The organism is Blautia sp. 2227st1_G12_2227SCRN_220401, from assembly GCF_039062885.1.
Classification (GTDB): domain Bacteria; phylum Bacillota; class Clostridia; order Lachnospirales; family Lachnospiraceae; genus Blautia_A; species Blautia_A fusiformis.
Genome location: NZ_JBCLNI010000010.1, coordinates 85,067 through 110,185, shown reverse-complemented (window position 1 = coordinate 110,185; position 25,119 = coordinate 85,067). Strand labels below are relative to the sequence as shown.

General features: G+C 46.0%; 21 protein-coding genes, 1 tRNA gene, 1 other RNA gene and 1 pseudogene. 8 read left to right on the top strand and 16 right to left on the bottom strand.

The window, feature by feature from the left end:
- Positions 1–35 precede the first annotated feature (35 nt).
- Positions 36–1,118 carry an ATP-dependent 6-phosphofructokinase gene (locus tag ABCM67_RS07325; protein ID WP_021977972.1) on the bottom strand — a complete coding sequence of 361 codons (1,083 nt, stop codon included), beginning with the start codon at positions 1,116–1,118 and terminating at the stop codon, positions 36–38.
- A 290-nt stretch (positions 1,119–1,408) separates the two neighbouring features.
- On the opposite strand from ABCM67_RS07325, the gene ABCM67_RS07320 reads away from it, so the two are divergent.
- Complete coding sequence (locus tag ABCM67_RS07320; protein WP_147603228.1) at positions 1,409–2,170, top strand: hypothetical protein; 762 nt, start codon at positions 1,409–1,411, stop codon at positions 2,168–2,170.
- Positions 2,171–2,223: 53 nt separating this feature from the next.
- Positions 2,224–2,485: signal recognition particle sRNA large type (gene ffs / locus ABCM67_RS07315), an RNA gene on the top strand.
- A 94-nt stretch (positions 2,486–2,579) separates the two neighbouring features.
- Here the strand turns inward: ffs and ABCM67_RS07310 are convergent.
- The 3 genes and pseudogenes from ABCM67_RS07310 to ABCM67_RS07300 all read right to left on the bottom strand — a co-directional run.
- Positions 2,580–3,017 (bottom strand): GatB/YqeY domain-containing protein, encoded by a 438-nt coding sequence (locus ABCM67_RS07310; protein ID WP_022426683.1) that lies wholly within the window; start codon positions 3,015–3,017, stop codon positions 2,580–2,582.
- 122 nt (positions 3,018–3,139) lie between these two features.
- Complete coding sequence (gene tadA, locus ABCM67_RS07305; RefSeq protein WP_227574179.1) at positions 3,140–3,700, bottom strand: tRNA adenosine(34) deaminase TadA; 561 nt, start codon at positions 3,698–3,700, stop codon at positions 3,140–3,142.
- A gap of 303 nt (positions 3,701–4,003) precedes the next feature.
- A pseudogene (locus ABCM67_RS07300) lies at positions 4,004–4,192 on the bottom strand (family 1 glycosylhydrolase); the annotation flags it as partial.
- A gap of 163 nt (positions 4,193–4,355) precedes the next feature.
- Here ABCM67_RS07300 and ABCM67_RS07295 point away from each other — a divergent pair.
- Complete coding sequence (locus tag ABCM67_RS07295) at positions 4,356–5,051, top strand: anaerobic ribonucleoside-triphosphate reductase activating protein (RefSeq protein WP_021650953.1); 696 nt, start codon at positions 4,356–4,358, stop codon at positions 5,049–5,051.
- Positions 5,052–5,106: 55 nt separating this feature from the next.
- Here the strand turns inward: ABCM67_RS07295 and ABCM67_RS07290 are convergent, their stop codons facing one another.
- From ABCM67_RS07290 to ABCM67_RS07275, 4 genes are all read right to left on the bottom strand, one after another.
- Positions 5,107–6,219 (bottom strand): DUF6128 domain-containing protein, encoded by a 1,113-nt coding sequence (locus ABCM67_RS07290; RefSeq protein ID WP_147603227.1) that lies wholly within the window; start codon positions 6,217–6,219, stop codon positions 5,107–5,109.
- A 755-nt stretch (positions 6,220–6,974) separates the two neighbouring features.
- Positions 6,975–7,048, bottom strand: a tRNA-Pro gene (locus ABCM67_RS07285).
- A 183-nt stretch (positions 7,049–7,231) separates the two neighbouring features.
- Positions 7,232–7,672 carry a DUF1284 domain-containing protein gene (locus tag ABCM67_RS07280; protein ID WP_015525657.1) on the bottom strand — a complete coding sequence of 147 codons (441 nt, stop codon included), beginning with the start codon at positions 7,670–7,672 and terminating at the stop codon, positions 7,232–7,234.
- Positions 7,662–8,213: a biotin transporter BioY gene (locus ABCM67_RS07275; RefSeq protein ID WP_059086926.1), complete on the bottom strand. Its 552-nt coding sequence runs from the start codon at positions 8,211–8,213 to the stop codon at positions 7,662–7,664. Before ABCM67_RS07275 ends, ABCM67_RS07280 begins: the two co-directional genes overlap by 11 nt.
- 284 nt (positions 8,214–8,497) lie before the next feature.
- Between ABCM67_RS07275 and pduB the strand changes: the two genes are divergently transcribed.
- Positions 8,498–9,214, top strand: a complete 717-nt coding sequence (gene pduB / locus ABCM67_RS07270) for a microcompartment protein PduB (protein ID WP_044962320.1) — start codon at positions 8,498–8,500, stop codon at positions 9,212–9,214.
- Positions 9,215–9,369: 155 nt separating this feature from the next.
- On the opposite strand, the gene ABCM67_RS07265 is transcribed toward pduB, so the two are convergent.
- The 4 genes from ABCM67_RS07265 to ABCM67_RS07250 form a co-directional block, all read right to left on the bottom strand.
- Complete coding sequence (locus tag ABCM67_RS07265) at positions 9,370–10,746, bottom strand: hypothetical protein (protein ID WP_342992702.1); 1,377 nt, start codon at positions 10,744–10,746, stop codon at positions 9,370–9,372.
- A gap of 265 nt (positions 10,747–11,011) precedes the next feature.
- Complete coding sequence (gene spoVG, locus ABCM67_RS07260) at positions 11,012–11,308, bottom strand: septation regulator SpoVG (protein ID WP_015525652.1); 297 nt, start codon at positions 11,306–11,308, stop codon at positions 11,012–11,014.
- Positions 11,309–11,365: 57 nt separating this feature from the next.
- Positions 11,366–12,487, bottom strand: a complete 1,122-nt coding sequence (gene glgD / locus ABCM67_RS07255; RefSeq protein ID WP_021652857.1) for a glucose-1-phosphate adenylyltransferase subunit GlgD — start codon at positions 12,485–12,487, stop codon at positions 11,366–11,368.
- On the bottom strand, positions 12,484–13,761 hold the full coding sequence (locus ABCM67_RS07250; RefSeq protein ID WP_015525650.1) for a glucose-1-phosphate adenylyltransferase: 1,278 nt from the start codon (positions 13,759–13,761) through the stop codon (positions 12,484–12,486). Before ABCM67_RS07250 ends, glgD begins: the two co-directional genes overlap by 4 nt.
- A gap of 313 nt (positions 13,762–14,074) precedes the next feature.
- Between ABCM67_RS07250 and murC the strand changes: the two genes are divergently transcribed.
- From murC to ABCM67_RS07230, 4 genes are all read left to right on the top strand, one after another.
- Positions 14,075–15,454, top strand: a complete 1,380-nt coding sequence (gene murC, locus ABCM67_RS07245; protein ID WP_021652856.1) for a UDP-N-acetylmuramate--L-alanine ligase — start codon at positions 14,075–14,077, stop codon at positions 15,452–15,454.
- A gap of 330 nt (positions 15,455–15,784) precedes the next feature.
- A complete protein-coding gene (locus ABCM67_RS07240) occupies positions 15,785–16,882 on the top strand; it encodes a DnaD domain protein (RefSeq protein ID WP_015525648.1) in 1,098 nt (365 codons plus the stop codon).
- Positions 16,883–16,904: 22 nt separating this feature from the next.
- On the top strand, positions 16,905–17,891 hold the full coding sequence (locus ABCM67_RS07235; protein WP_015525647.1) for an ATP-binding protein: 987 nt from the start codon (positions 16,905–16,907) through the stop codon (positions 17,889–17,891).
- Position 17,892: 1 nt separating this feature from the next.
- Positions 17,893–19,077, top strand: a complete 1,185-nt coding sequence (locus tag ABCM67_RS07230; protein ID WP_015525646.1) for a ribose-phosphate pyrophosphokinase — start codon at positions 17,893–17,895, stop codon at positions 19,075–19,077.
- Between the two features lie 163 nt (positions 19,078–19,240).
- On the opposite strand, the gene ABCM67_RS07225 is transcribed toward ABCM67_RS07230, so the two are convergent.
- From ABCM67_RS07225 to ABCM67_RS07210, 4 genes are all read right to left on the bottom strand, one after another.
- Positions 19,241–20,788, bottom strand: coding sequence for an AAA family ATPase (locus tag ABCM67_RS07225; RefSeq protein WP_147603224.1), 1,548 nt, complete (start codon positions 20,786–20,788; stop codon positions 19,241–19,243).
- Positions 20,789–20,815: 27 nt separating this feature from the next.
- Positions 20,816–21,877: a metallophosphoesterase gene (locus tag ABCM67_RS07220; protein ID WP_015525644.1), complete on the bottom strand. Its 1,062-nt coding sequence runs from the start codon at positions 21,875–21,877 to the stop codon at positions 20,816–20,818.
- 111 nt (positions 21,878–21,988) lie between these two features.
- Positions 21,989–23,380, bottom strand: coding sequence for an asparagine--tRNA ligase (asnS, locus tag ABCM67_RS07215; protein ID WP_015525643.1), 1,392 nt, complete (start codon positions 23,378–23,380; stop codon positions 21,989–21,991).
- Positions 23,381–23,583: 203 nt separating this feature from the next.
- Complete coding sequence (locus ABCM67_RS07210; RefSeq protein ID WP_147603223.1) at positions 23,584–25,065, bottom strand: InlB B-repeat-containing protein; 1,482 nt, start codon at positions 25,063–25,065, stop codon at positions 23,584–23,586.
- Positions 25,066–25,119 lie beyond the last annotated feature (54 nt).

Below are 25,119 nucleotides of genomic sequence, written 5' to 3'. Positions count from 1 at the left end.
AAGACTCCCGCGGCGGCCAGATGACTCATAATTCATTAATCGCCAAAACTGATTCCGATCTGTTTGGCTGCTTTTACAAGCTGATCCTTTGGAGATACCATCTTCAGCTTGCCTGCGCATTCAGCAAGAGGAACCCTCTTGATCTTGCCGTTGATGACACCGATCATAACACCGTATTCCTCATCCATGATCGCCTGCGCTGCACCGGCACCGATCCTTGTGGAAAGAACGCGGTCATATGCACATGGCTCTCCGCCTCGCTGCATATGTCCCGGAACTGTGATACGTACCTCACTTCCGGTCACCTGCTGGATCTGGTCTGCGATCTCATAGGATACAGACGGATATTTCTTCGCTCTTTCCGCAAGCTTTTCTTTGTATTTTTTCTTCGGAAGCTCTGCATCTTCTTTTGAGATAGCTCCCTCAGCTACTGCAAGAATGGTAAAACGCTTGCCTGCCTTGTTACGCTTCTGGATGGCTTCTACAACCTTATTGATATCGTATGGGATCTCCGGGATCAGGATCACATCTGCTCCGCCTGCAACACCGGCATTCAGTGTAAGGCTTCCGACCTTATGTCCCATGATCTCAACAATAAATACACGTCCATGAGATGCAGCTGTTGTATGGATGCAGTCAATGGCATTTGTTGCGATCTCCAGAGCGCTCTGGAAGCCAAAGGTCATATCTGTACCCCAGATATCATTATCAATGGTCTTCGGAAGATGGATGATATTCAGGCCTTCCTCGCGGAGAAGATTGGCGGTTTTCTGCGTTCCGTTTCCGCCGAGGATCACAAGACAGTCAAGACAGAGCTTATAGTAAGTCTGTTTCATGGCCTCAACCTTATCCAGTCCCTTCTCATCCGGAACCCGCATCAGTTTGAATGGCTGTCTGGATGTTCCGAGAATAGTTCCGCCCTGAGTCAGGATTCCGGAAAAGTCCCTGGCTGTAAGCATACGGTATTTCCCGTAGATCAGTCCCTTATATCCGTCATCAAATCCATAAACCTCAAGGTTCTCAACGCTGTTGCTCAGACCCTTTACAACGCCTCTCATGGTTGCGTTCAGTGCCTGACAGTCACCACCGCTTGTCAGCAGACCGATTCTTTTAATCATAGCGTCCTCCATTCTGTGCCCTCTTATGTGCACATTTTATTTGTTGCTGTCTGCATATAAGACAGATATTCCACCTGACGTATTTCTGCAGAACAACTACTGTATCCTCTCTTTTCACAGAGTTTTACACAGTATAATATTATAAAGCATTTTCAGGCAGTGTACAATAGCCAAAAAAGCACGAAAACAGCGAGTGTATTGATTGACTTTACCTGTATCTCATCGTAAAATAAAATTATCAGTAACTTTCGTATGTTTACAGAAAATTTTCATCTAGAAAGGAGAGTCCTATGAAAAAATTCCTCAAAAAGCTATCCTGCGCTTTATTAGCCGCAGCCATGGTATGCGCCATGACTCCTCTCGCCGCCAGTGCAGCGATCAATTATTCCAAAACCCGGATCGTTTATATGCCCACATCCGGAAAGGACCTGGGATACGATGAGATCTCGATCAGCAATATTCCTGCTAAACAGAGCATTCTCAAATCCAATGTTAAAGTAGTCAGCGGAGGATCTGTGATCGCACTGGACTCCTTCGGTTCCAGCAGCTTCAAAAGTACCACGGAGGCTTTCCGCAAGGGTGCAAAACCGTACACGCACTCCGATCGTTTCTACAATATCGGTTTTGCCGTTAAAAAGCCCGGAACCGGAAAGATTTCCTTCAAGGTCGGAAACAAAACCTATACTTCCACCATCAAGGTGCTTCGTTATGTCAACCCGTTGAAATCCGTCTCCATCACAGGTGTAAAAGGCAACCTTGCCGCAAAATTCAAAAGCTCCGGCCATAACGCCTTTCGTTACGCCAACAAGACACAGAAGAATGCTGTCATGAAATGCACCGCTGCAAATGGCTGGAAGATCACAGGCGTTTCTTTCAACAACAACCGGACCCATACACAGTATAGTACCAATTACAACGCCCCTAACAGCGGGGCTTCTTCTTCCACGCTCCGTATCGGAAACCTTTCCGCGAAACAGTCCGCCTATATCAGCTTCACCCTTCGCAACACCAAAAACGGGGCGGTACAGTACTGTACACTTAATATGAACTGATTTATTTCGGTCTGTACCTTGACAAATCTGGTTTCAGAGTCTATAATTAAATTCCGCGCAGCCGGGGAGATAGCGGTGCCCTGTACCTGCAATCCGCTACAGCAGGGGTGATGCCAATCTGAGGCTTGTATCTTGCAGAGCAGCCCTTTATAAGTGGCGTTGACGTCTGGGTCTTACGCAACAGGAATCTGTGAACCGTGTCAGGGCAGGAATGCAGCAGCACTAAGCAGAAGCTCTTGTGTGCCGTGAGGGTGCCTGGGCTGAGTTAACTGTAAAGGTAACGTCTGTGAGACCATTCCGAGGTGCGGCGCGCGTAAAAAAGGTTATAATATATGATCTCTATATAAACAGCATTCCCGCCGGGTCTGTCATTTATGACTGATCCGGCGGGATTTTTTGTACTATTATTTTATTTACAATATCCGGCAACTACCTGATTGATCAGCTTGCCGTCTGCCTTTCCCTTCAGATCTCCCATAACTGCCTTCATGATCTGGCCTTTATTTCCTGTTGCCAGAACATCTGCAAATTTCTCCTCGATATAAGCCTTGATCTCTGCTTCATCCATCTGCTTCGGAGCATATTTCGCAATGATATCATATCTTGCCTGATACTCCTCTTTCAGATCTGTACGTTCTGCAGGGCAGGTGTCGATCTGCTCTTTTGCTGTTTTCAGCTCTTTCAGGATAACTTTGTCTACAAGCTCTCCTTTGATGTCATCACGGCATCCCTCATCAATGGCAGCTTTTTTTACTGCTGCGATCAGTGCGGAAACTGCTTCCTTTGTTACCTTATCTTTGGCCTTCATTGCTGCTACCATGTCTTTTCTTAAAGCTTCAAGTTCCATTTTTTGTTCCTCCATTTTCTGTCGTTCCTGTATCAACGACTTTCGTTTGACCTGAATGGATTTTCTGTCTGTAATAGTGAAATCCATTTATGATTTTATTTTGATATTTTCACAGGATTCTGTCAAGAGTAAATCTCCCGGGATTTTTCGTTCTGTTCCGCTCTCTCTGACTGTGTCTGCCCGGCAAGGCGCTCTGCTTCCTGCTTCTTCAGGATTTTTGCCTGCTTCTTTTTCTCCCGCAGTTCCCTGAAAAATGTGGAAAGCATTTCGGAGCATTCCTCTTCCAATACCCCTTCTGTGATCTTTACCTGATGATTAAAGCCTTCGATCTGAAGAAGATTCATCACAGATCCGGCACAGCCTGCTTTCGGGTTCATACAGCCGATCACCACCTCATCGATTCTGGACTGTACCAGTGCACCGGAACACATCTGACAAGGCTCCAGCGTTACATACATGGTGCATCCCTCCAGACGCCAGTCTCCCAGCTTTTTACTTGCCTTTCGGATAGCATTAAGCTCTGCATGAGATAAGGTATTTTTATCTGTATTGCGGCGATTGTAGCCTCTGGCTATGATCTTTCCCTCATGCACGATCACGCAGCCGATCGGCACTTCCTCCAATGCACGGGCCTTTTTTGCCTGGCGGATCGCCTCTTTCATAAAACGTTCCTGATCTGTCACGTTTTTACTCCTCCTGTAACTTCACATTCCGGAAAAAGCTCCGGAATTCTATCTGTTCATACTAAGACTGCTCTCAGCCTTCTGTCCGTTCGATTATAACTTTTCAAATATTCCATGTCAATCTGCTGCAAAACAGATATTCGCACACAGCCAAAAACGCCACAGAAATTTCCACACTAATTTCTGCAGCGTTTTCTTATTGTATGACAGAAAAACGCAGACAACGGAAGCTCTCGCGAACTCCATTGTCTGCGTCAATGAATGCATTATATCTGCTTTTTTCCGGAAAGTCAAGCAGCCAGATTATTTGTGAAGTGACTCACCATTGGTAGCGATCACATCTTTATACCAATAGAAGGATTTTTTCTTATAACGGTTCCGTGTACCTGTTCCGTCGTCGTTGCGGTCCACGTAGATGTAGCCGTAACGTTTTTTCAGCTCTGCTGTAGATGCACTGACAAGGTCAATGCAGCCCCAGGAGGTGTAGCCCATAAATTATATGTTTTTTTCTTCCATGAGCAAGTCCCCATCTCTGCTTACTGCTTTTCGCAACTCCGCAGGAAACTTACTTGCTTCGGTTAAAAAGGCTTGCAGCTTTTTTCGGGGGAGAGTATGCTTGTAGTATCATAAATAAGAGAAACAAGGGGATTTTCCTATGAAAATATGTGGATTTAACAAAACAACCCTGCTGGATTATCCGGGAAGGGTAGCCTGTACCATATTCTTAGGCGGTTGCAACTTCCGCTGCCCATTCTGCCAGAATGGAGCTCTTGTCGTGGAGCCTGACACCCAGCCTGAATATTCCCAGGAGGAAATCCTGGCTTTTCTAAAAAAAAGAAAGGGGATTCTCGATGGCGTCTGTATTTCCGGCGGTGAACCCACACTTGCACCGGAGTTGCCGGAATTTCTCAGCAGGATCAGGGAGCTGGGCTATGATGTGAAGCTCGATACCAACGGTTCCCGCCCCTCCGTGGTAAAAAATCTCGCAGCAGCTGACCTGATCAACAAGGTTGCCATGGATATCAAGGCCTGTCCTTCCAACTATCATGTGCTTACCGGTGTACATGCTGATCTGGATGGGATCCGGGAAACTGCCGGATGGCTGCTGGACGGACACCTTGATTATGAATTTCGTACAACAGTTGTGAGGGAACTTCATTCTGAAAAAGATTTTCAGGAGATCAGCCGATGGTTAAGCGGTGCAAAAGCTTATTATCTCCAGGCTTACCGGGATTCCGACGGAGTTCTGATACCGGGATTCTCTGCCTGCTCCGAGGAAGAAATGAAAAACTACCGGGATATCCTGTCTCAGACGATCCCGGTAGTAGAAATTCGTGGTATGGAGCTGTGATCTGCGGATTTGCAAAACTGTTTGCTTATCTGCATGGATGCCGAAATTTTTCTGATCAGATGTTAATAAAACAGTACCAGTATCCTCCCTTTCCGCCTGGGATATGAATATCCGGACATTCCTTAAAGTAGGGAAAGCCAAACATATTGGCCATAAACCGTTCCTGCTGGCTGTATCCACCGGGTACTCCCAGTATGTACTGTCCCCGGGGATTTCTGCACAGCAGAAGATGGCCGAAATTCTGATATCCGTACATGACAAAACGGTTGCTGCAGAAGCAGCCGTTTTTTCTGCATAAGGCACTGCAGTCCGATGGTCTGATCTTGCGGCAGTCTGTGAAATAGCCGTCGTTAAAGGGATCATCACAGGGTATTCCCGGAAGTGGACGAGATGGCTCCGGTCGCGATGGTTTCGGCGGATGCGGTGACGGCTGGCCTGGCCGTGGTGGTTCCGGCGGATGCGGTGACGGCTGGACTGGTCGTGGTGGTTCCGGCGGATGTGGTGATGGCTGGCCTGGTCGCGGTGGCTCCGGCGGATGCGGACCGGGAGCCTGATATGAATTTCCGGTTTCCGATGTCTTTAATACATCCTCCTGAATCTCCTCCACCGTCATGATCCTGTCTGACTCCTTCTGATTTTCCTGCACTTCTGGCAAGGTTCCATCTTTTTGATTTTCTTCTTCCTTTTCTTCCCGCTCTCTGCCTTTTTTCTCCGCCGCCTTCTGATATTCCGTTCCTGTTTTCTCCGTTTCCTTCCGAGATTCCATTTCTTTTTTCTTCCACTCGCGGAAATTCTCCGGCCGGATCGGCTGATCATCCCATTCCGTTCCCCAGAATCCGCCGGCATCGGAGATCAGAAGCAGTCCTCCAAGCTCCTGAAGACTTTTTCCCATGCCTCCAATATCCCCTGTATCCGTCTCCAGTGCGCACTCGATCCGTTCCCGCCCTGTAACACAGCTTCCGATCAAAATACCATCCATCAGCCCTTCCTGCCGCACAAACCCATACACTCTGCACCGACTTCCAGGCTCCAGTCCAACGCAGCGCAGATGAACCTCCACACGGCATTTCCTATCTCTGGCCTCCACCCTCACATAACCGCTGCTGCCATCTTTTTTTCCTTTCCGATACTCGTACACATACGCAACAAAACGCTGATATCCAGCCAACGCACGTCCCTCCGGTATTTCGGTTTCGTTAATATATATGAAGATCGAGAGAAATCATTCCATCAACTGAAAAAAGCTCCAGGATGTACAAACATAAAAAAGAACCCCTCAACCAAGGGATTCTCAAGCTGTTAGTCGAAAGAATACGGCTATACTCGAATCAGTACACCGAAACAGAATATTAACAGACAGGTGAAGAATTAAGACGTACAGAAAATTTGCGCATTTTTCAAAAAAGCATTACTATCTTAGAACATTCTGCGCTTGTCAGAATTTTCCGTATATGCTACACTGTACGGGAACAATCGTGTTACAGGGTGGCTGACCTCTAGTCCTAAAAGGATGGAGGTGGTGCTGATGAACAACAATTATTTTGACTTCAAAGATCTTATGGCTTTTGGCATGTTCATTCTAGCATTGCTTACGTTCGTATTAACGTTTTGTAAGTAATTCTTTACATAGAAAAACCACCCCAAAACTTTGGCCGAGTACAGGGTGGGATTTTCTAATCTTCTCTTATAAGGTCAACCCCTTGTGGGCGGTTGTTCTTTATATCTGTATTATAGCACTGCTATTTAAAGCATTCAAGAATATTTTCATCTGTAAATATAAAAAAAACTCTGGTGGGCCATGCTCGGGACATTCATCAAAGGCTTTCTCATTTCTTTTATCATTGAGGTAACACAAACTTACATTCCTTCATTTTCCACAAACAAAAAAAGAACCCCTCAACCAAGGGATTCTCAAGCTGTTAGTCGAAGCGACAGGATTTGAACCTGCGACCTCTGCGTCCCGAACGCAGCGCTCTACCAAACTGAGCCACGCTTCGTTATTCTGTTTCAGTTGTTTGTGTGTTGCTCAACTGCAAGAGCTATTATATTAGAGTTTCTGTACTTTGTCAATAGAAAAAATTAAAATTTTTCAAAAAAATCGAATTTTTTCTTTTTTCCTGCTTCGGGCATACTTTTTTTTGCAGACCCGAAGCAGTTTTTGGAAAGGTTCTTATAAATATCTATGCCCAGCGGCTCTTCTGTTCTTCGCAGATACTGTTCCACTGGCAGTTTCCACAGATTTCCTTACGTTTATCCATCGCAAGGATTTTTTCCTGGACTTTTTTTGTAAATTCACTGAAGTGCAATGTCTGTCCGGCCTTCAGTCCACATTTTTCCAGCACGGCATTGTCATACTCTGCCACTTTATCTCCGGCTTCGCAATGTCCGCCCAGATTATTCGGACAGGCAGAGCAGATCTCATCCGTATCCACATGAAGCCTTATTTTCTTTCCCTCCAGAAAAATCTTCAGCATTTCGGCCATATGTGCAGTAAAACCGTTACTGTAGCCTTCCCCCTTAAAATACGCCAGGCACATACCATGATGAGGGCGCAGAGGAATGACTATTTCCTCTGTGCCCTCATCAGAAGCATATGCCGCAGCACTGCTTTTATCTTGCATATTTACGTACCTTTCCTGATAAAACATAAGCCAGTGCGATCTTGATAAGATCCGGAATGATAAACGGGAACACACACCAGCCAAGAACTGCCATAAGGCCTACCGGACCTGTGCTTCTTGTGTAGGCAAACATAAACCATGCGGTTCCAAAGGCATAGCATACGATCAGTCCAACGATCATGGAAATGATCTGAACAACCGGCTTTCTGCCAAAAACGTGCTCAATTGCCCACATAACAAGTGCGGAAAAGATAAATCCAATGATATATCCACCTGCATTTCCGAGAAGAGCTCCAATGCCTCCGGAAAATCCTGCAAAAACCGGAACTCCTACTGCTCCAAGAAGAACGTAAACCAGAACTGCCAGAGTTCCTCTTTTTCCTCCAAGCACACCAACTGCCATAAATACTCCGAATGTCTGCAGAGTAAACGGTACCTGTGCCGGAATGGAAATCCATGAGCAAACTGCCATCACTACTGCAAAAACTGCACTGTAAACAAGATCATACGTCTTGCTTCTGCCTGCTGCCACTGTTGTCATAATAATCTGTATCCTTTCTTTCCTTTTCTGCTTTTCCTGTCGGAAGATCATTCCTGTCCTTTATAAATGATATCCGCTCTTTCGCTGTTAACAATTTAACACAGCAGGATTTTAATGTCAACTTAATTTTATTTTTTAAGTTTACATTTTGCAATGCCGTTTACAACTATGTAAACCTGCCATTTACAAATGATATTGTCAATTTTCACTTTCAAATTCCCCTCTCTGATGCTATACTGAAACCAATGAGTTTTCAGCAAAAAGGGGGATTTTTCCACATGAATATACACGATATTCATAACATCAGCACCAACTGCACACGGACTGAATTTGTAGGGACCGCAGTCCTTGACACAATCGGACTCGTGATCTCCGGAGTTGATGATTCTCTGCTTAAAAAGATGAACGTAGGTACCCAATACCACTGTCTGGGGCTTTTCAGTTCCCGAACAGGCGCTGCCGGCCAGATCACAGCTATTGACGATGCAGTAAAAGCCACAAATACAGAAGTCCTTTCCATTGAACTTCCAAGAGACACCAAGGGCTGGGGCGGTCACGGAAACTATATCGTCCTTGGCGGAAATGATGTATCCGACGTGCGTCACGCCATTTCTCTGGCTCTGGAACTGACTAACAAATATGCAGGTGAGGTCTACATCAGCGAATCCGGCCACCTGGAGTTTGCTTTTTCCGCAAGTGCAGGTCCTGCTATCCATAAAGCCTTCGGCACACCTCTGGGTGAAGCATTTGGTTTCATGGCAGGTTCTCCGGCTGCTATCGGTCTTGTGATGGCAGATAATGCCGTGAAATCCGCAGCAGTATCCATTACACAATATATGACTCCGAATATCGGTACCAGTCATTCCAATGAAGTGATCATCGCCATCTCCGGTGATGCCAGTGCTGTAAAAGCTGCTGTACTGGAAGGCCGTCAGACAGGCCTTGAGCTTCTCATCGGTATGGGAACCTATCCGGAGATCCCGGGTACGCCGTATCTGTAAAATCTCCGGATTGCAGGAAATTTGTGAATTTCCACACACTACACTTCACGAAACACATATCTGCGTCATGCATACAAAAGCAGCGCTGCAAGGATCAGCATACGATCCTGCAGCGCTGTATTTCTCTTAAATATTCTCCTCTGGATTTTCCCGGATCAGCCCACCTGATATACATCTGCAGACTGAAGTCCGAAGCTTAATGCCTCAGAATGGCTTCCACAATAGATATCCACATGTCCGTAAGGAGTTCCCAGATCCTCTACCGTATAAACAGTGCCGTTGATCAGAAGCTTGGTCCCAAACGGAACACCTGCCATAGCAACGGTACGTCCTGCTGTCGGAACTGTTCCGCTGGCTGTAAGATTGCCGGCTGTACCGCAGCACTGTGCACAGTTGCAGTATGCGGTCAGTGTAAAGTTTCCAAGATATGTTCCCTGACTGGAAGAACCGGAATCGGACGTATCCGCAGAGGCATCTTCCGTCTCCTCGGAAGCTGTCTCATCCTCAGAAACCTCCTCCTGGGAGCTGTCCTCGGAAACATCTTCGGAACTTCCGGACTGTACATCATCCGCTTCCTCTTCCTCCTCTACAACAATGTCTGTACTTGTAGAGCTACTGGAAGACTCGGTTGTATCCTCCTCCGGATCATAGCCATAATCATCGTCAGAATCAGCCTCTTCACTGTCCTCGTTATCCTGATCGGCTTCTTCCTGGGCTGCCGCTTCTGCTGCCTGTCTCTCAGCCTCTGCTGCCGCTTCAGCCTTAGCTTTCTCTTCTGCAGCCTTCTCCGCCTCTGCCTGCTGTACCAGAGCGGTAATACTGCTGTCTGCATTACTGATATCTGCCATCAGCTGCTGAGCCTCTTCCTGGCTGGCGCTGATCTGGTTTACATAAGAGTTAATATCATCGCTTGTGCTGGAAGCCATGGACTGCACTTCCTGTTGTTTGGCTGCACGCTCCGTCATCAGATCATCAATCTCTGCGGACTCCGTCTCAACCTTTTTCTCATTCTCCTGGATATTCTTCTGAAGACTCACATATTTATCCAGCATGTCTCTGTCGTATGTAGAAATCTGGATCGCATTCTCCGCGCGATTGAGGAATTCTGCAAGGCTTTCGGAAGAAAGCAGTGTCTCCAGTGCGGAAGTTCCGGCATTTTCATACATATATGCGATTCGAAGCTTCATGGATTCATACTGATCTGTAGAAGCTTTCTTTGCTTTTTTCAGTTCTTTTTTTACTTTATTTAATTCATCTTCCTTCTCAGCAGCCTGGATACTAAGCTCAGAAATGCTGTTGGTAAGATCCTCATACTGTGCGTTTAAATCAGCCAGATAGCTCTCCAGCTCCTGCTTCTTGCTCTCCAGTGTGCCGATGCTGCTCTGTACCTGCGCAAGACCCTCCTCAGCGGCCTGTTTCTCCGCCTGTGCCTCTGCGATCGCAGCGTCTGTACCTGATGCATATACGGTGCTTCCCATGGAAAGGGTCAGCATACCTGTAAGCAGTAATGTGAAAACTTTTCTATTCTTCATATAAACACCTTTCGTCCTTTCATGGATTCTAGTATAACACATTTTTCATAAAAAGCAATAATTTTATTTTATTTCTGTAACAAATACGTAATAATTTAAATTTTTATGAACTGAAAAGCGTTTTTTTGTTTTCCGGAGCATAAAAAAACTGCCCTCTCACAGATTTATCTGTAAAACGGCAGTTTTTATTCTATGCTGTTTCAATCCAAAGATCATCAGCTACGAGAATACTTCTCTGATGTAATCCCCCCTGAAGCTGCTTCTCTTACTCCGCAGCCTCCATAAGAACCTCATTCTCAGCTTCCTCAGCCATTACTTCCTGATACTTGTCCAGGATGATCGTCTGAATCTGCTCTCTTGTTGCTGAATTGATCGGATGTGCGATGTCACGATATTCACCGTCGCTTGCCTTACGGCTTGGCATTGCGATGAACAGCCCCTTCTCGCCTTCGATCACCTTGATGTCATGTACCACAAACTCATCATCTATTGTAACAGACACAACGGCCTTCATTTTCCCTTCTTTTGCTACCTTCCTCACACGTACATCTGTAATATTCATTGCTACTTGCCCCTTTCATTTCGCTAACCGTATCTGCGGAAAACTGATCTTCCGCATTTATAATACGTAGCGTTCGTTTTTCTCTACGACGATCTTCACTTCTCCTTCTTCGCCGCAGTAATATGAATTTGCCCGGATGGTATCCCGGCTCTCAACAATGCAATTCTCAATATGCGTATTATCTCCAAGATATACGTCATTAAGGATCACAGAGTTTTTGATCACACAGTTATTTCCTACAAATACATCACGGAACAGAACAGAATTCTCCACAGTTCCGTTGATGATACATCCGCTGGACACCAGACTGTTCTTCACAGTTGCACCCGGATTGTACTTAGCAGGAGGTACATCTGCGATCTTGGTTTTGATCGCCGGCTCCTGTTTGAAGAAATAGTTCCGGATCTCCGGTTTCAGGAAATCCATATTTGTCTGATAATAAGCCTCTGCAGTAGAGATATTATTCCAGTAGTTATCGATCTTATATCCGTAAATCCTCTTCAGATTCTTGTAACGGATAAGAATATCATTTACAAAATCATGCCTTCCTTCCTGGGCAGCACGCTCGATCAGTTCGATCAGCTGCCTTCTTCGGATGACATAGATACCAGTAGATACCGTATTATAGGAGGAAACGATCGGTTTCTCCTCAAATTCCTCGATCCGACAGTCCTCATTCATGCGAAGAACACCAAATCTCTCAACCTGGCTCTGATCCTTGCATGTAGTACATACAACGGTAACATCTGCCCGCTTTGCGATATGATACTCCAGGACTTTATTGTAATCCAGCTTGTAGATTCCATCGCCGGAAGCGATCACCGCATAGGGTTCATGACTGTTCTTTAAAAAGCTCAGATTCTGATAGATCGCATCTGCAGTACCCTGATACCATAAGCTGTTATCTCTGGTAATGGTTGGAGTAAAGACATAAAGTCCTCCCTGTTTTCTTCCGAAATCCCACCATTTGGATGAACTTAAATGCTCATTAAGGGAACGGGCATTATACTGTGTCAGCACAGCAACCTTCTGGATATGTGAATTTGCCATGTTGCTGAGGGCAAAGTCGATCGCGCGGTAACTTCCTGCAATAGGCATTGCCGCGATTGCTCTTTTGTTTGATAATTCTCTCATGCGGTTATTATTACCGCCTGCCAAAATAATACCTATCGCTCTCATTCTTTCCCACCGTCCTTTGCTGCAATTACCTGGCCGGCTGCCAGTTCTCCGTCAGGGTAGTCTTCTTTTGTTGTAACACCGGCGATAGCGGTATTCTTACCGATTTTGACACTGTCCGGAATCACGCTGTTTTCGCCGATAGCCACAAGTCCAAAGGAATATACAGCCGGTTTCAGAACATTCGGTACCTCCTCGCCGCATCCGATCACAACATTATTTCCGATGACAACATCTTCTGCCACGATGGCTTTATCCATAACAACGTTCTCACCAACTGCTGTATTCTTCATGATAATAGAATCACGGATCACACTGCCCTTGCCGATGATAACATTCGGACCGATCACTGAATTATGTACTTCACCATAGATTTCTGTTCCCTCACCGATGATACACTTGTCCACAACTGCATCTGCGGAAATATACTGTGGCGGGATCACATCTCCCTTGGTGTAGATCCTCCAGAATTCCTCATAAAGATTAAACTCCGGAATGATATCGATCAGCTCCATATTTGCTTCCCAGTAAGAACCAAGAGTTCCTACATCTTTCCAGTAGCCGTTGTACTCATAAGCAAAAAGGCGCTGCCCCTTCTCTTTACAGTACGGAAGGATATGTTTACCGAAGTCACAGCCATTCTGATCCTTCAGGGCGATCAGTGCTTCCTTCAGAACCGGCCATGAGAAAATATAGATACCCATGGATGCAAGATTGCTGCTTGGATGCTCCGGCTTCTCCTCAAACTCAGTAATACGGCTGCTCTCATCAGTAACCATAATACCAAAACGGCTGGCTTCCTCAATGGGAACCGGCATACACGCGATCGTAATATCTGCCTTGTTCGCCTTGTGGAAATCCAGCATCACTTCGTAATCCATCTTATAGATATGGTCACCGGAAAGGATCAGTACATAATCCGGGTTATACTGCTCCATATAAGCCAGATTCTGATAGATCGCATTGGCAGTTCCTGTGTACCATTCACTGCTTGTGCTCTTCTCATACGGAGGAAGGACTGTGACACCGCCTTCATTGCGGTCAAGATCCCACGGAATACCGATACCGATATGTGTATTCAGGCGGAGAGGCTGGTACTGTGTCAGCACACCCACCGTGTCAATTCCCGAGTTAATACAATTGCTCAGTGGAAAATCGATGATACGATATTTACCACCAAAAGCGACTGCCGGCTTTGCAACCTTTTCTGTCAAAACTCCTAACCTGCTGCCTTGCCCACCGGCCAAGAGCATGGCAATCATCTCTTTCTTAATCATGCGATCACCTCTTGTATGTTATGATTATTCCATTATAGCATACTTTACTGTATTAGTGAACATTTTTTACAATTATTTTAGCTGTATTTTACTTTTTTTATCGCTATTGTATATTATAAATTGGTAAGACTCATCATTTTTTTCATTCCTCTGGTAATTTTCAACATTTTTCGATGTTATTTTCTGGTTACTTTTATATTCCGGAAAAAACCGCTTTTTTAGCCAAAAGAACCACTTTTCAATTGTTTCTGTTGGCGTTATAATAAAACAGACAAAAGAGCTACGAAAATAACATATATATAAGGAGATTATTATGTATCAGATAGACTTTCATAAACCGCTCCATATTCATTTCATCGGGATCGGAGGCATCAGCATGAGCGGCCTTGCCGAGATCCTTCTGGAAGAAAATTTCCGGATTTCCGGTTCCGATGCCAAATCCAGCCCGCTGACCCGCACACTGGAAGAACGTGGCGCTGTGATCTATTACGGACAGCGCGCTTCCAACATCAAGGATGATGTAGATGTGGTTGTCTATACAGCAGCGATCCACCCGGACAACCCGGAATTTGCCTGTGCGAAAGAAAAAGGGCTTCCAATGCTCACCCGCGCAGAGCTTCTGGGACAGATCATGCGGAACTACGATACACCGATCGCAATTTCCGGAACCCACGGAAAAACCACTACTACTTCCATGGTTTCCCATATCCTTCTTGAGGGTGACTGTGATCCTACCATCAGTGTTGGCGGAATCCTTCCTGCTATCCACGGAAACATCCGCGTTGGAAATTCTGAGACCTTTATCACAGAGGCATGCGAATACACCAACAGCTTTTTAAGCTTCTTCCCTAAGATCAGTGTGATCCTGAACATGGATGCCGATCATCTGGATTTCTTCAAGGACATCGATGACATCCGCCATTCCTTCCGGAAATTTGCAGAGCTTCTCCCTGCTGACGGCACTCTGATCATCAACGCCGACACACCGGAGTATGAGACGATCACCCGGGAGCTTCCATGCAATGTTCTTACCTATGGTCTGGAGCACGATGCCGATTACACCGCAGCAGACATTACCTGGGATAAATACGGACATCCTTCCTTCTCCGTTCTCTTCCGTGGCAAAAAGATCGGCAGCTATTATCTGCGTGTACCGGGTATCCACAACGTATCCAATGCACTGGCCGCCATTGCCGTAGGACGCCTTCTGGACCTTCCGGATGATGTGATCGTCAAAGGTCTCGGAAGCTTTACCGGTACAGACCGTCGTTTCCAGTATAAAGGTGAGATCGGCGGTATCACCATCATTGATGATTACGCGCATCATCCAACCGAGATCGAGGCAACCCTTCATGCTGCAAAGAATTATCCGCATCAGAAGGTATGGTGTGTATTCCAGCCTCATACCTACACACGTACCAAAGCTCTTCTTCCGGAATTTGCAAAAGCGCTGACTCTGGCCGATCATGTTGTACTGGCTGATATTTATGCCGCACGTGAAACAGACAATCTTGGTATTTCTTCCCAGGATCTCCAGAAACAGATCCAGGAACTTGGAACCCCCTGCGAATATTTCCCGACTTTTGATGAGATCGAGAGCTTCCTCTTAAAAAGTTGTGCACATGGTGATTTGTTGATAACTATGGGCGCCGGAGACGTTGTAAATATTGGAGAACACCTTCTCGGAAAATAATTATCCACATTATCCACATGCTTATGCACATTTCAGACGTGCCTGGCATGTGGATTTTTTTGTGTATAACCTACTTTACATAATTCAACAGCCAAATTCAACAAATACCGCATTTTTCTTACAAAATTAAGGTTTTTGTTAGTTGCTGATAATGTTATCCTCAAAGTTTTCCACACTATCCACATTTTCCACATGGAAATTGGTGCACAACTTCTGTGAAAATAGACTATTCTCAAGTAAAAGCGGTTGTGCTATAATCCTTTTTAGCATGGCGGACTTTGGGATATCACCTGAAATATCTGCTGTATTTTAGAAAGGGAGCTGCTGATCATGAGCCTGATTTCACTTCAGAATTCCTCTGAACTGGAGGTAACGATTCTTTCCAATCGCTTTATTGACAATTTCATGCCTCGTGCCAACGGGGAGTTCGTAAAGGTATATATCTACCTTCTCCGGATGGTATCTGCCGCTCCTTCTTCTTTCAGCCTGGAGCATATGGCAGACAGCCTTTTCTGCACGGAAAGAGATATTTCCCGTGCGCTGAAATACTGGGAAGGTGAGAAACTGATCGCATTAACCTATACTGCAGATCAGAAGCTTTCCGGGATCACTTTGCTGGAACCCTTTGCGGATACCGGTCATAGAGAGAGCAGCGCTTCCGTGGATACTTTCACCGGTTCCGGCAATTCTGCTTCCGTTTCCGGGAACACGGATCCGGGAGTCCCAAGCTCCGCTGATTACATTCTCAGTCTCACTCCTGACCGGATCAGAGAACTTAAGCAAAACGAAGAGATCAGTCAGCTTCTCTATATCACAGAGCAGTATCTGACCAAAACACTGACGCCTACAGAAATGCAGAAGATCCTTTTTTTCTATGATGAACTCCATATGTCTGCGGATCTCATCGAATATCTGGTGGAATACTGTGTTTCCAGAGGCCGCAAGAGTATGCGTTATATTGAAACTGTTGCACTCGCCTGGGCAAAAGACGGCATCACCACCGTCGAGATGGCCCGGGATGCCAGCTCCCGTTTTTCCAAGGATTATTACACGATCCTGAAGGCTATGGGGATCAGCGGCCGCAATCCTGTTGATAACGAGATCACTTACATTGATACCTGGCGCAAGACCTACGGTTTTGATCTGGAGCTGATCCAGGAAGCCTGCAGCCGTACTGTCCTTTCCACCGGACAGCCCAGTTTCCAATATGCAGATAAGATCCTCTCCGGCTGGAAAAAGAAAAACGTACATACGCTGGAGGATATCCGGCTTCTGGATGCCGCACACAAAAAACGCCAGCTTGAGAAATCCGTTTCCAGGAAGAAGCAGCCCCAGACTCAGCCTCAGAATAGCAACCGCTTCAATAATTTCCACCAGCGTGATTATGATTTTGCGGAATATGAGAAACGTCTTTTAAATAATCAGTAACAGAACCTGGAAGGAGCGCTTTATGCCTTTACAGAATTTTCAATATGATACTATAATGAGAGAATACAGCCGCCGGCAGGCACAGAACCACCGTATTCTGGAGGAGCACACAGCCGAAGCCTACGGAAAGATCCCCCGTCTGAAAGAGATCGATGACGAGGTGGCAACTTTAAGTGCTGACAAAGTCCGTCGCCTTTTAAACGGCGAAGAAAAGGGGACTTCGGATCTGAAGGCAGCCATCCAGGAGCTTTCCGATGAACGGATCACCCTTCTTGTTGCAAACGGCTTTCCCGGAGACTATCTGGAGATGCCTTACACCTGCCCTGACTGTCAGGATACCGGCTATATCGGCAGCCGAAAATGCACCTGTTTTAAAAAAGCTGAGATCGAACTGCTTTATGCACAGTCCAATCTGAATGAAATTCTCGAAAAAGAGAATTTTGACAGCTTTTCATTTGACTATTATTCTGCTACAATAAAAAACGAAGCCACGGGACTGTCTGCCCTGGAAACAGCCAGACGGGCCTATGACACTGCACAGCGCTTTGTGCAGAACTTCGACCATAAATTTGAAAATCTGTTTTTATATGGTGATACCGGTGTGGGAAAAACCTTTCTTTCACACTGCATCGCCCGAGAGCTTCTCAGATCCACCCACTGTGTCCTGTACTTTTCCGCCTACGATCTTTTTGATATGATGGCTGCGAATTCTTTTTCCCGAAAAGATACCGGCACAGACGAGGAACTGATCTATGACTGTGATCTTCTGATCATTGATGACCTGGGAACGGAGCTTACCAACAGTTTCGTATCTTCACAGCTTTTTCTCTGTCTCAATGAGCGGATCATGCGCAGGAAATCCACGATCATTTCCACGAATCTGACGCTCAAAAATTTCTCGGATACCTATTCCGAGAGAACATTTTCCCGAATTGCCAGCAACTATCAGATGATATCGTTGATCGGGAAGGACATCCGTATACAGAAAATATTTTTAGGAGGAAATTAAAATGGCACAGGTAAATACAAAAGATTTTTCCACACTCCCGGTAGGAAGACTTGGACTGATTCCCCTTCAGAGCTGCAGCTCATTAGGCGCGAAGGTGAATGACTGGCTGGTCAAATGGCGTGCCGAAAGACAGTATCCTGGAATGGACTCCTTTGCATTCGAGGGATACAAGCGCGATTCTTACATTATTGACGCCAAGACTCCACGTTTCGGCTCCGGTGAGGGTAAATGCACCATCAACGAATCTGTCCGCGGTGATGATATCTACGTAATGGTAGATGTGACAAATTACAGCTTATCCTATCCGATCGGACCTTACACGAATCTTATGTCCCCGGATGATCATTTCCAGGATATGAAGCGTGTTATCGCCGCTGTAGGCGGAAAAGCCCGCAGAGTCAACGTGATCATGCCATATCTCTATGAGAGTCGCCAGGACAAACGTGTCGGAAGAGAGTCTCTTGACTGTGCCAATGCACTTCATGAGCTGATCGATATGGGTGTTGAGAATATCATCACCTTTGATGCACATGATTCCCGTGTACAGAATGCGACTCCTCTTCATGGTTTTGAGACTGTACAGCCATCCTACCAGTTCATCAAGGCTCTTCTTAATAATGAAAAGGGACTTCATATCGACAAGGATCATTTCATGACGATCAGCCCGGACGAAGGAAGCATGAACCGTGCGATCTATCTCGCCAATGTCCTCGGTGTTGATATGGGTATGTACTATAAACGTCTGGATTACTCAAGATATGTAAACGGCCGTCATCCGATCGCAGCATATGAATTCCTCGGACCAAAGATCGAGGGCAAGGATATGATCCTGATCGATGATATGATCTCCTCCGGTGATACGATCATTAAGATTGCGTCTCTCCTGAAAGAGAAAGGAGCAGGCAGAGTTTACATCTGCTCTACCTTCGGATTCTTTACCGATGGTCTTGATAAATTTGACGATGCTTACAAGAAGGGCTACTTCGACAAGCTCCTTACTACTAACCTGGTTTATCAGTCACCGGAGCTTCTTGAGAAGCCATACTACATCAGCTGCGATATGAGCAAATATATTGCTCTGATCATTGATACGCTGAACCATGATACCTCTGTCAGCCACCTTCTGAATCCGGTAGACAGAATCAAACGCTGCGTAACAAATTACATGAGCCAGCATGAGAAATAAATAAATCATAACGCACGCAAAGCGGCTGCACCTTCTGAGAACGATATAACAGTTTCTCAGAAAGCGCAGCCGCTTTATATTTCTGTAACAGACGGATATCCATGATCCGCATCTGCTGTCTGCTTTGCTTTTGATCTTTATGCTGAAATCTTCCTGCAAAAGCTCACATAGGAAGCTTCTGATAGGGAATCCTCTCTTTATCCAGGATCTCCATTTCTCTTTTATGGCAGGTACTTATGATCACCTGTCTGTTTTCTTTATGCAGCCACCTGAGAGCCGCTGCAAGACGTTCTTCATCATACATGCCAAATACATCATCCAGGATCACAGGGAACGGTTCCTCTTTGCAGAAAAGCTCTCCTGCTGCCATACGAAGGGCAAAATAAATCTGCTCCAGTGTCCCGCGACTCAGTCTCTCAATGGATACGATACGCTCCCCTGTGTTCACAGATATATGCAGTGCCTCATCCATCAGAACCTCCTGGTATCTGCCACCGGTGATCTCACTTAATATCTCAGATGTACGTTTTTTCAGACGGACCCCTACCTGATCCGTAATGTTTCCGGAAAGTGCCTCAATCGTCTCCATAGCCATATTCAACGCCTGGATCTCCGTTTCCTCCGGAGTGATCACTTCTGTGTTTTCTTCACATTCCGTCAACTCTGCCTGCAGGTTCTCCAGCGCTGTATGCTTCTCTTCGTAGTCACTGTCCAGACTGTTCCGGTTCCAGGTCAGCTCCTCATGTCTGGAATGCCAGCGCTCTCTCTGACGTTCTCTCTTATTCAGCTCCCTGCTGAGCCGTATGCGAAAAAACAATGCCGCTACAGAAATCGCCGCAGTTGCCACGCCTGCCAGAACACTGAAAATGACCTGCCCGGAAAAAGCCGCCAGGCAGCCGGTACCGGCAATCCCACCAAGCAGCACAACTGCCAGAACTGCATCTGTCAGCTCCCGTCTTCTTTTTACACGATCGATCCGAAGCTCAAGAAGATCCTCTGTACTCCGTTCTCTGGTCCCTATGTTCATCCCGTCCTGCTGCTGCATGATCCGATCACGCTTCTCATCCAGTTCACGGATCTCTCTGCGGATATATTCCATGTTTGCGGAAATCTTTTCTTTTTCCTTTTCCAGCTCCTTTTTTCGCCGGGCCGCTTCTGTCAGATATCCTTTTCTGGACATTTTCAGCATCTGCATGGCTCGTCCCATGTCAATGGAACTGTCACCGGTTCCCTGATAGCTGGCCATGTAATTCTGCAGTTCACGTACGAGATCTTTTCCTGTAACGCTTTTCAGCTGTGCCACAGACACCGTATTATCATAAACTGCCTCACTTACATTTCCCAGAATAGTCCCAAGAGCTCCCTGTTCCGCATCCACAAGACTGCCATCATCTTCACAGAGAAGCTCTCCTAGCTTCTTTTCTTTATAAAAATTCCTGGTTAGACGATACTTCTTCCCCTTGCTTGTGAACCACATGATCCCACCATATTCTGCCGGATTTTCCCACGGTTCATATTTTGTATATGTATCGTTCAGAGCAGCCTTTCCCCGCAGTCTGCGAACGCCATAAAACATGGAGCGGATAAATGTATGTGTGGTAGTTTTTCCACTCTCATTTTCACCGTAAAGTACGTTGATCCCAGGCGAAAGCTCCATATCCTTGTCCCGGATCTTCCCGAAATTTTTTATTTTTAAACGTCTGATAACCATCTTATGCTATCCTCCTGTGCTGCCCCTTTATCGCCGGCTGCCTGTCTCAAGCAATGCCTGAAGCCCATAATACAGCGCCTTTTTTTCCACGGTATCCATACCCTTTTTGGCCAGAAAATAGCCGATATAATCACCGATCAGAGTACCGCTGTAGCGTTTGTAGAGCTCACCAAGATCATACGCCGGCCAGGATTCATCCACAACATCGGTAACATTTCCGAGACTTTTCAGTTTCTCAGGGATCAGAAGAAGATCCGGCGAACGCATTCCCTGAAGAACGATCCTGTAGATATTCCTTCCTCCTCTGCGGAAAATCTGGGATTTTACCGCTTCTTCCAAAGATATCTGTGTAGTTTCCTCGTGAAGTGTCATTACCAGCTGCTGATAGGAACGACAGGCAAAGGGAACGAACTCTGTACGGATCCTTCCGTTGATCAGTCGTCCCTCCATATATCCATGTTCCCCTGTATCATTCCTGTCAATGGGCTCCAGAGCCCCGGAAAAGGCCGCTTGGTCACGGATCAGGATCTGCGGCTTGTGGATATGCCCTAACGCCACATAATCGAAGCCTGACGCCGCCAGAGCTGCTGCACTGAGAGGAATATGCTTCTCATCGCCGCCATGGGCCAGCAGAATATGGATTCCTTCTTTCTGGACAGGGACAGCCTGATCATAAAGTCCGTCTTTTATTTCCCGGTCATAGTAACTCAGTCCATATACATAGACATCAAGCCTAGGATCTTTAACGCAGGTCAGTTCCCTGCTCCTGAAAAATATAACATTGGAATTCCACTCAAACGTATTATAAAAAGAATCTCTGCTTATAAAATCATGATTTCCTGCCATCAGATACACTCTGGTATCCGGGATGGTGGAAAACAGATAATTTACTTCCTTAAGCTCTCTCATAAGAGGCTGGCGGTGGAACAGATCTCCGGATATAAATAGCAAATCCACCGGATCTTCGCGGATGCCCGCAATAACCCGGCGGAAAGTGCTCCAGATTTCTTCCTCCCGCTCTTTGCTCCACGGGCAGCCCCTGTCGGGAACTGCGCCCAGATGCACGTCTGCAAGATGAATAAATCTCATAATGTTCTCCCTTGTGTGTCAGTCACACATATCAATACCTGTTGCCAATTTCTCCCTGCTGTTCTCTGATCTCAGGAGCACAGAACGTCCTGCTGTGCAAAAGTGTTCTGATCAAAGATCGCAGTTCTTTACAGTTCTCGGGAATGGGATCACGTCACGGATGTTGCCCATACCTGTAAGGTACATGACACATCTCTCAAATCCAAGACCAAAGCCGGAATGACGTGTGGAACCATATTTACGAAGATCCAGATAGAAATCGTAATCCTCCGGTTTCAGACCCAGCTCATCCATACGTGTTTTCAGCTTGTCGTAGTCATCCTCTCTCTGGCTTCCTCCAATGATCTCTCCGATTCCCGGCACCAGACAGTCCATAGCCGCAACTGTCTTTCCATCCTCGTTGAGTTTCATGTAGAATGCCTTGATCTCCTTCGGATAATCTGTAACAAATACCGGTCTCTTGTAGACCTGCTCTGTCAGATAGCGCTCATGCTCTGTCTGAAGATCACATCCCCAGAATACCTTGTAATCAAATTTGTCATTGTTCTTCTCAAGGATCTCAACAGCCTCTGTATAGGTCACATGCGCAAATTCAGAATTAAGCACATGGTTCAGTCTGTCAAGAAGCCCCTTGTCAATGAAGGAATTGAAGAAGTTCATTTCCTCCGGTGCATTCTCAAAGACATAACGGATCACGTATTTCAGCATAGCCTCTGCAAGCTCCATAGCATCCTGAAGGTCTGCAAACGCACACTCAGGCTCGATCATCCAGAACTCAGCTGCATGGCGGGTAGTGTTGGAATTCTCAGCACGGAAGGTCGGTCCGAATGTGTAGATATTACGGAATGCCTGTGCATAAGTCTCTCCGTTCAGCTGTCCGCTTACGGTAAGATTTGTCTCCTTTCCGAAGAAATCCTGTGAATAATCAACACTTCCATCCTCTGTCAGCGGAATATTCTTCGGATCCAGTGTTGTTACCTGGAACATCTCTCCTGCACCTTCACAGTCACTTCCTGTGATCAGCGGTGTATGCACATAGACAAAGCCTCTCTCCTGGAAAAATTTATGGATCGCATATGCACAGAGAGAACGTACACGAAATACAGCCTGAAAAGTATTTGTTCTCGGTCTTAAATGTGTCATGGTCCTTAAGTATTCAAGACTGTGTCTCTTCTTCTGAAGTGGATAATCCGGTGCGGAAGCTCCCTCTACAGATATCTCTGTTGCCTGGATCTCAAATGGCTGCTTCGCCTGAGGGGTAGCTACCAGCGTTCCCTTAACAATGATGGCTGCTCCAACGTTCAGCTTGGAAACCTCTGCGAAATTCTCCATGTTATCGTGATATACGATCTGAAGAGTTTCAAAAAAGCTTCCATCATGAAGTACGATGAATCCAAACGCCTTGGAATCACGAACACTTCGTACCCATCCACCTACGGTGATCTCTTTGTCGAGATACTGTTCACGGTTTCTGTAAATCTCTTTCACTGTTGTCAGTTTCATAATCTATACCTCATTCCTCATATTCAGGATCACACGTCCCTGCGGACCTCCAAACGTCCGTATCGAATTAAGTATAGACTATTCTCATGGTTCGTGCAAGGAGTAATTGCCCTGTCGGACAGAAAAATAGCGGGCCGCCGGACAGAAAAATCCCGCCTGGCGGAATGTCTCCGGCAGACGGGATTTTTCTGTCTGTTATACCATTAATAATAAGATGCGTTGATACTTCCTGTGTTGAGATAAGTAATGCAGTAATAGTAGATCCTCTTGAATGTCTTTGTTGTGTAGTGGAGTCCATCATCACTGTCAGCGTCTGTGCCATTGTAGGAGGCATTGGTCCCGTAGCCTTTTTTCATAAGTACGCTGTACATATCGATGTACTTGTAATCCAGAGAAAGACCGGAACGGATCTTGCTGTTGAATTCTCTTACCTGTGCCTCTGTACGGGCGCCTCTTCCTGCTTTTGTGATCATGGTACTGTTGATCGGGTTTACGGACATATAAAAGAGTTTACAGTTCTTACTTTTCAGTGTGGATGCAATATTGGTCATATAGCTGACATAATTGCCTGCATTTCCCAGGTCATTGACACCCAGATTAAAGATAACGGCGATCGGTTTGGAACCTTCTGTTTTGTCGATCTCTTCTATAAGCTGTGCATATCCTGTATCCCGGAACCAGCTCAAGCCCTTTCCTGGGTTTGCAACAAAAGAAACCCCATTTGTTACAGAACTGCTCATCTGTTTGTTCAGTGTCGCCTGTATTCCTGCAGTACGGGAATCTCCCACAAAAATAACCTTACTGTACATCATACCGATCGCCGGATGAGCCATCTCATCGGAGCTGATATCCTTCTCCAGTGCACGGTTAAATACCGTCGCATACAGATTGGTGTTTTTGCTGATCCGCAGAAGTTCGCCGGCTTCATAATCCGGATCTGTGGAAGAACCGGTCCGTCTGGTCTTAGACCAGCCCATAAACGTATAACCTGTCGCATTGGATACAGATGGAAGCTTAAGGTAACCGCCCTTTCCAAGTGTTACTGTCTTCCATACGGTTCCGTTTGCCTTGCGGAGATTTACTTTTACTGACTGCATCTGTACGGAATAGTATCTGATATTACCGGAGATTTTAATCTTCGTTCCTACTTTTTTTGCAGTAGATGCCTTGCCGTTCTTTGCTGTTGACCAGCCAAGATTTACATATCCCGATCTGGATGGAACTGCAGGCAATGTGTAATATGTACCCTCTTCTACTTTTTTCTGCAGCTTCTTATATGCGGAATTGGTGCTTCCATTTCCAAGATAGAAGTTTACGGTATAGTATCTGCTCTTTCTGCGGACCGCATACAGAGTCATATCTTTTCTGACCTTTACGCGGGCACCTGCTTTATATACTACCTTACTGCTCCCCTTCCGTGTAGTCCATCCGAGATTCTGATATCCCACAGCCTTGGGTACTGCCGGAAGCCGGATCGTAGTATTTAATGTCACGTTCCGTGTCAGTGCGGTATACGTCTTACTTTTGCTGGTACCTGAATTATTATTGAACTTAACGGTATAAACAAGCTTCGCCGCCGACACCTTATGCGATGCAGCCGGCACAAAGATCAGTGCAGCTGCCACAAGTGCCAGCAAAAGCCATTTTATCCGAAAGGCCTTTCCGGTTTTTTCTCTGTTTTTCATATAAACAAACTCCTCCTGAAATACATATCCATCCCCGGGTGCCTCCGTACTTTT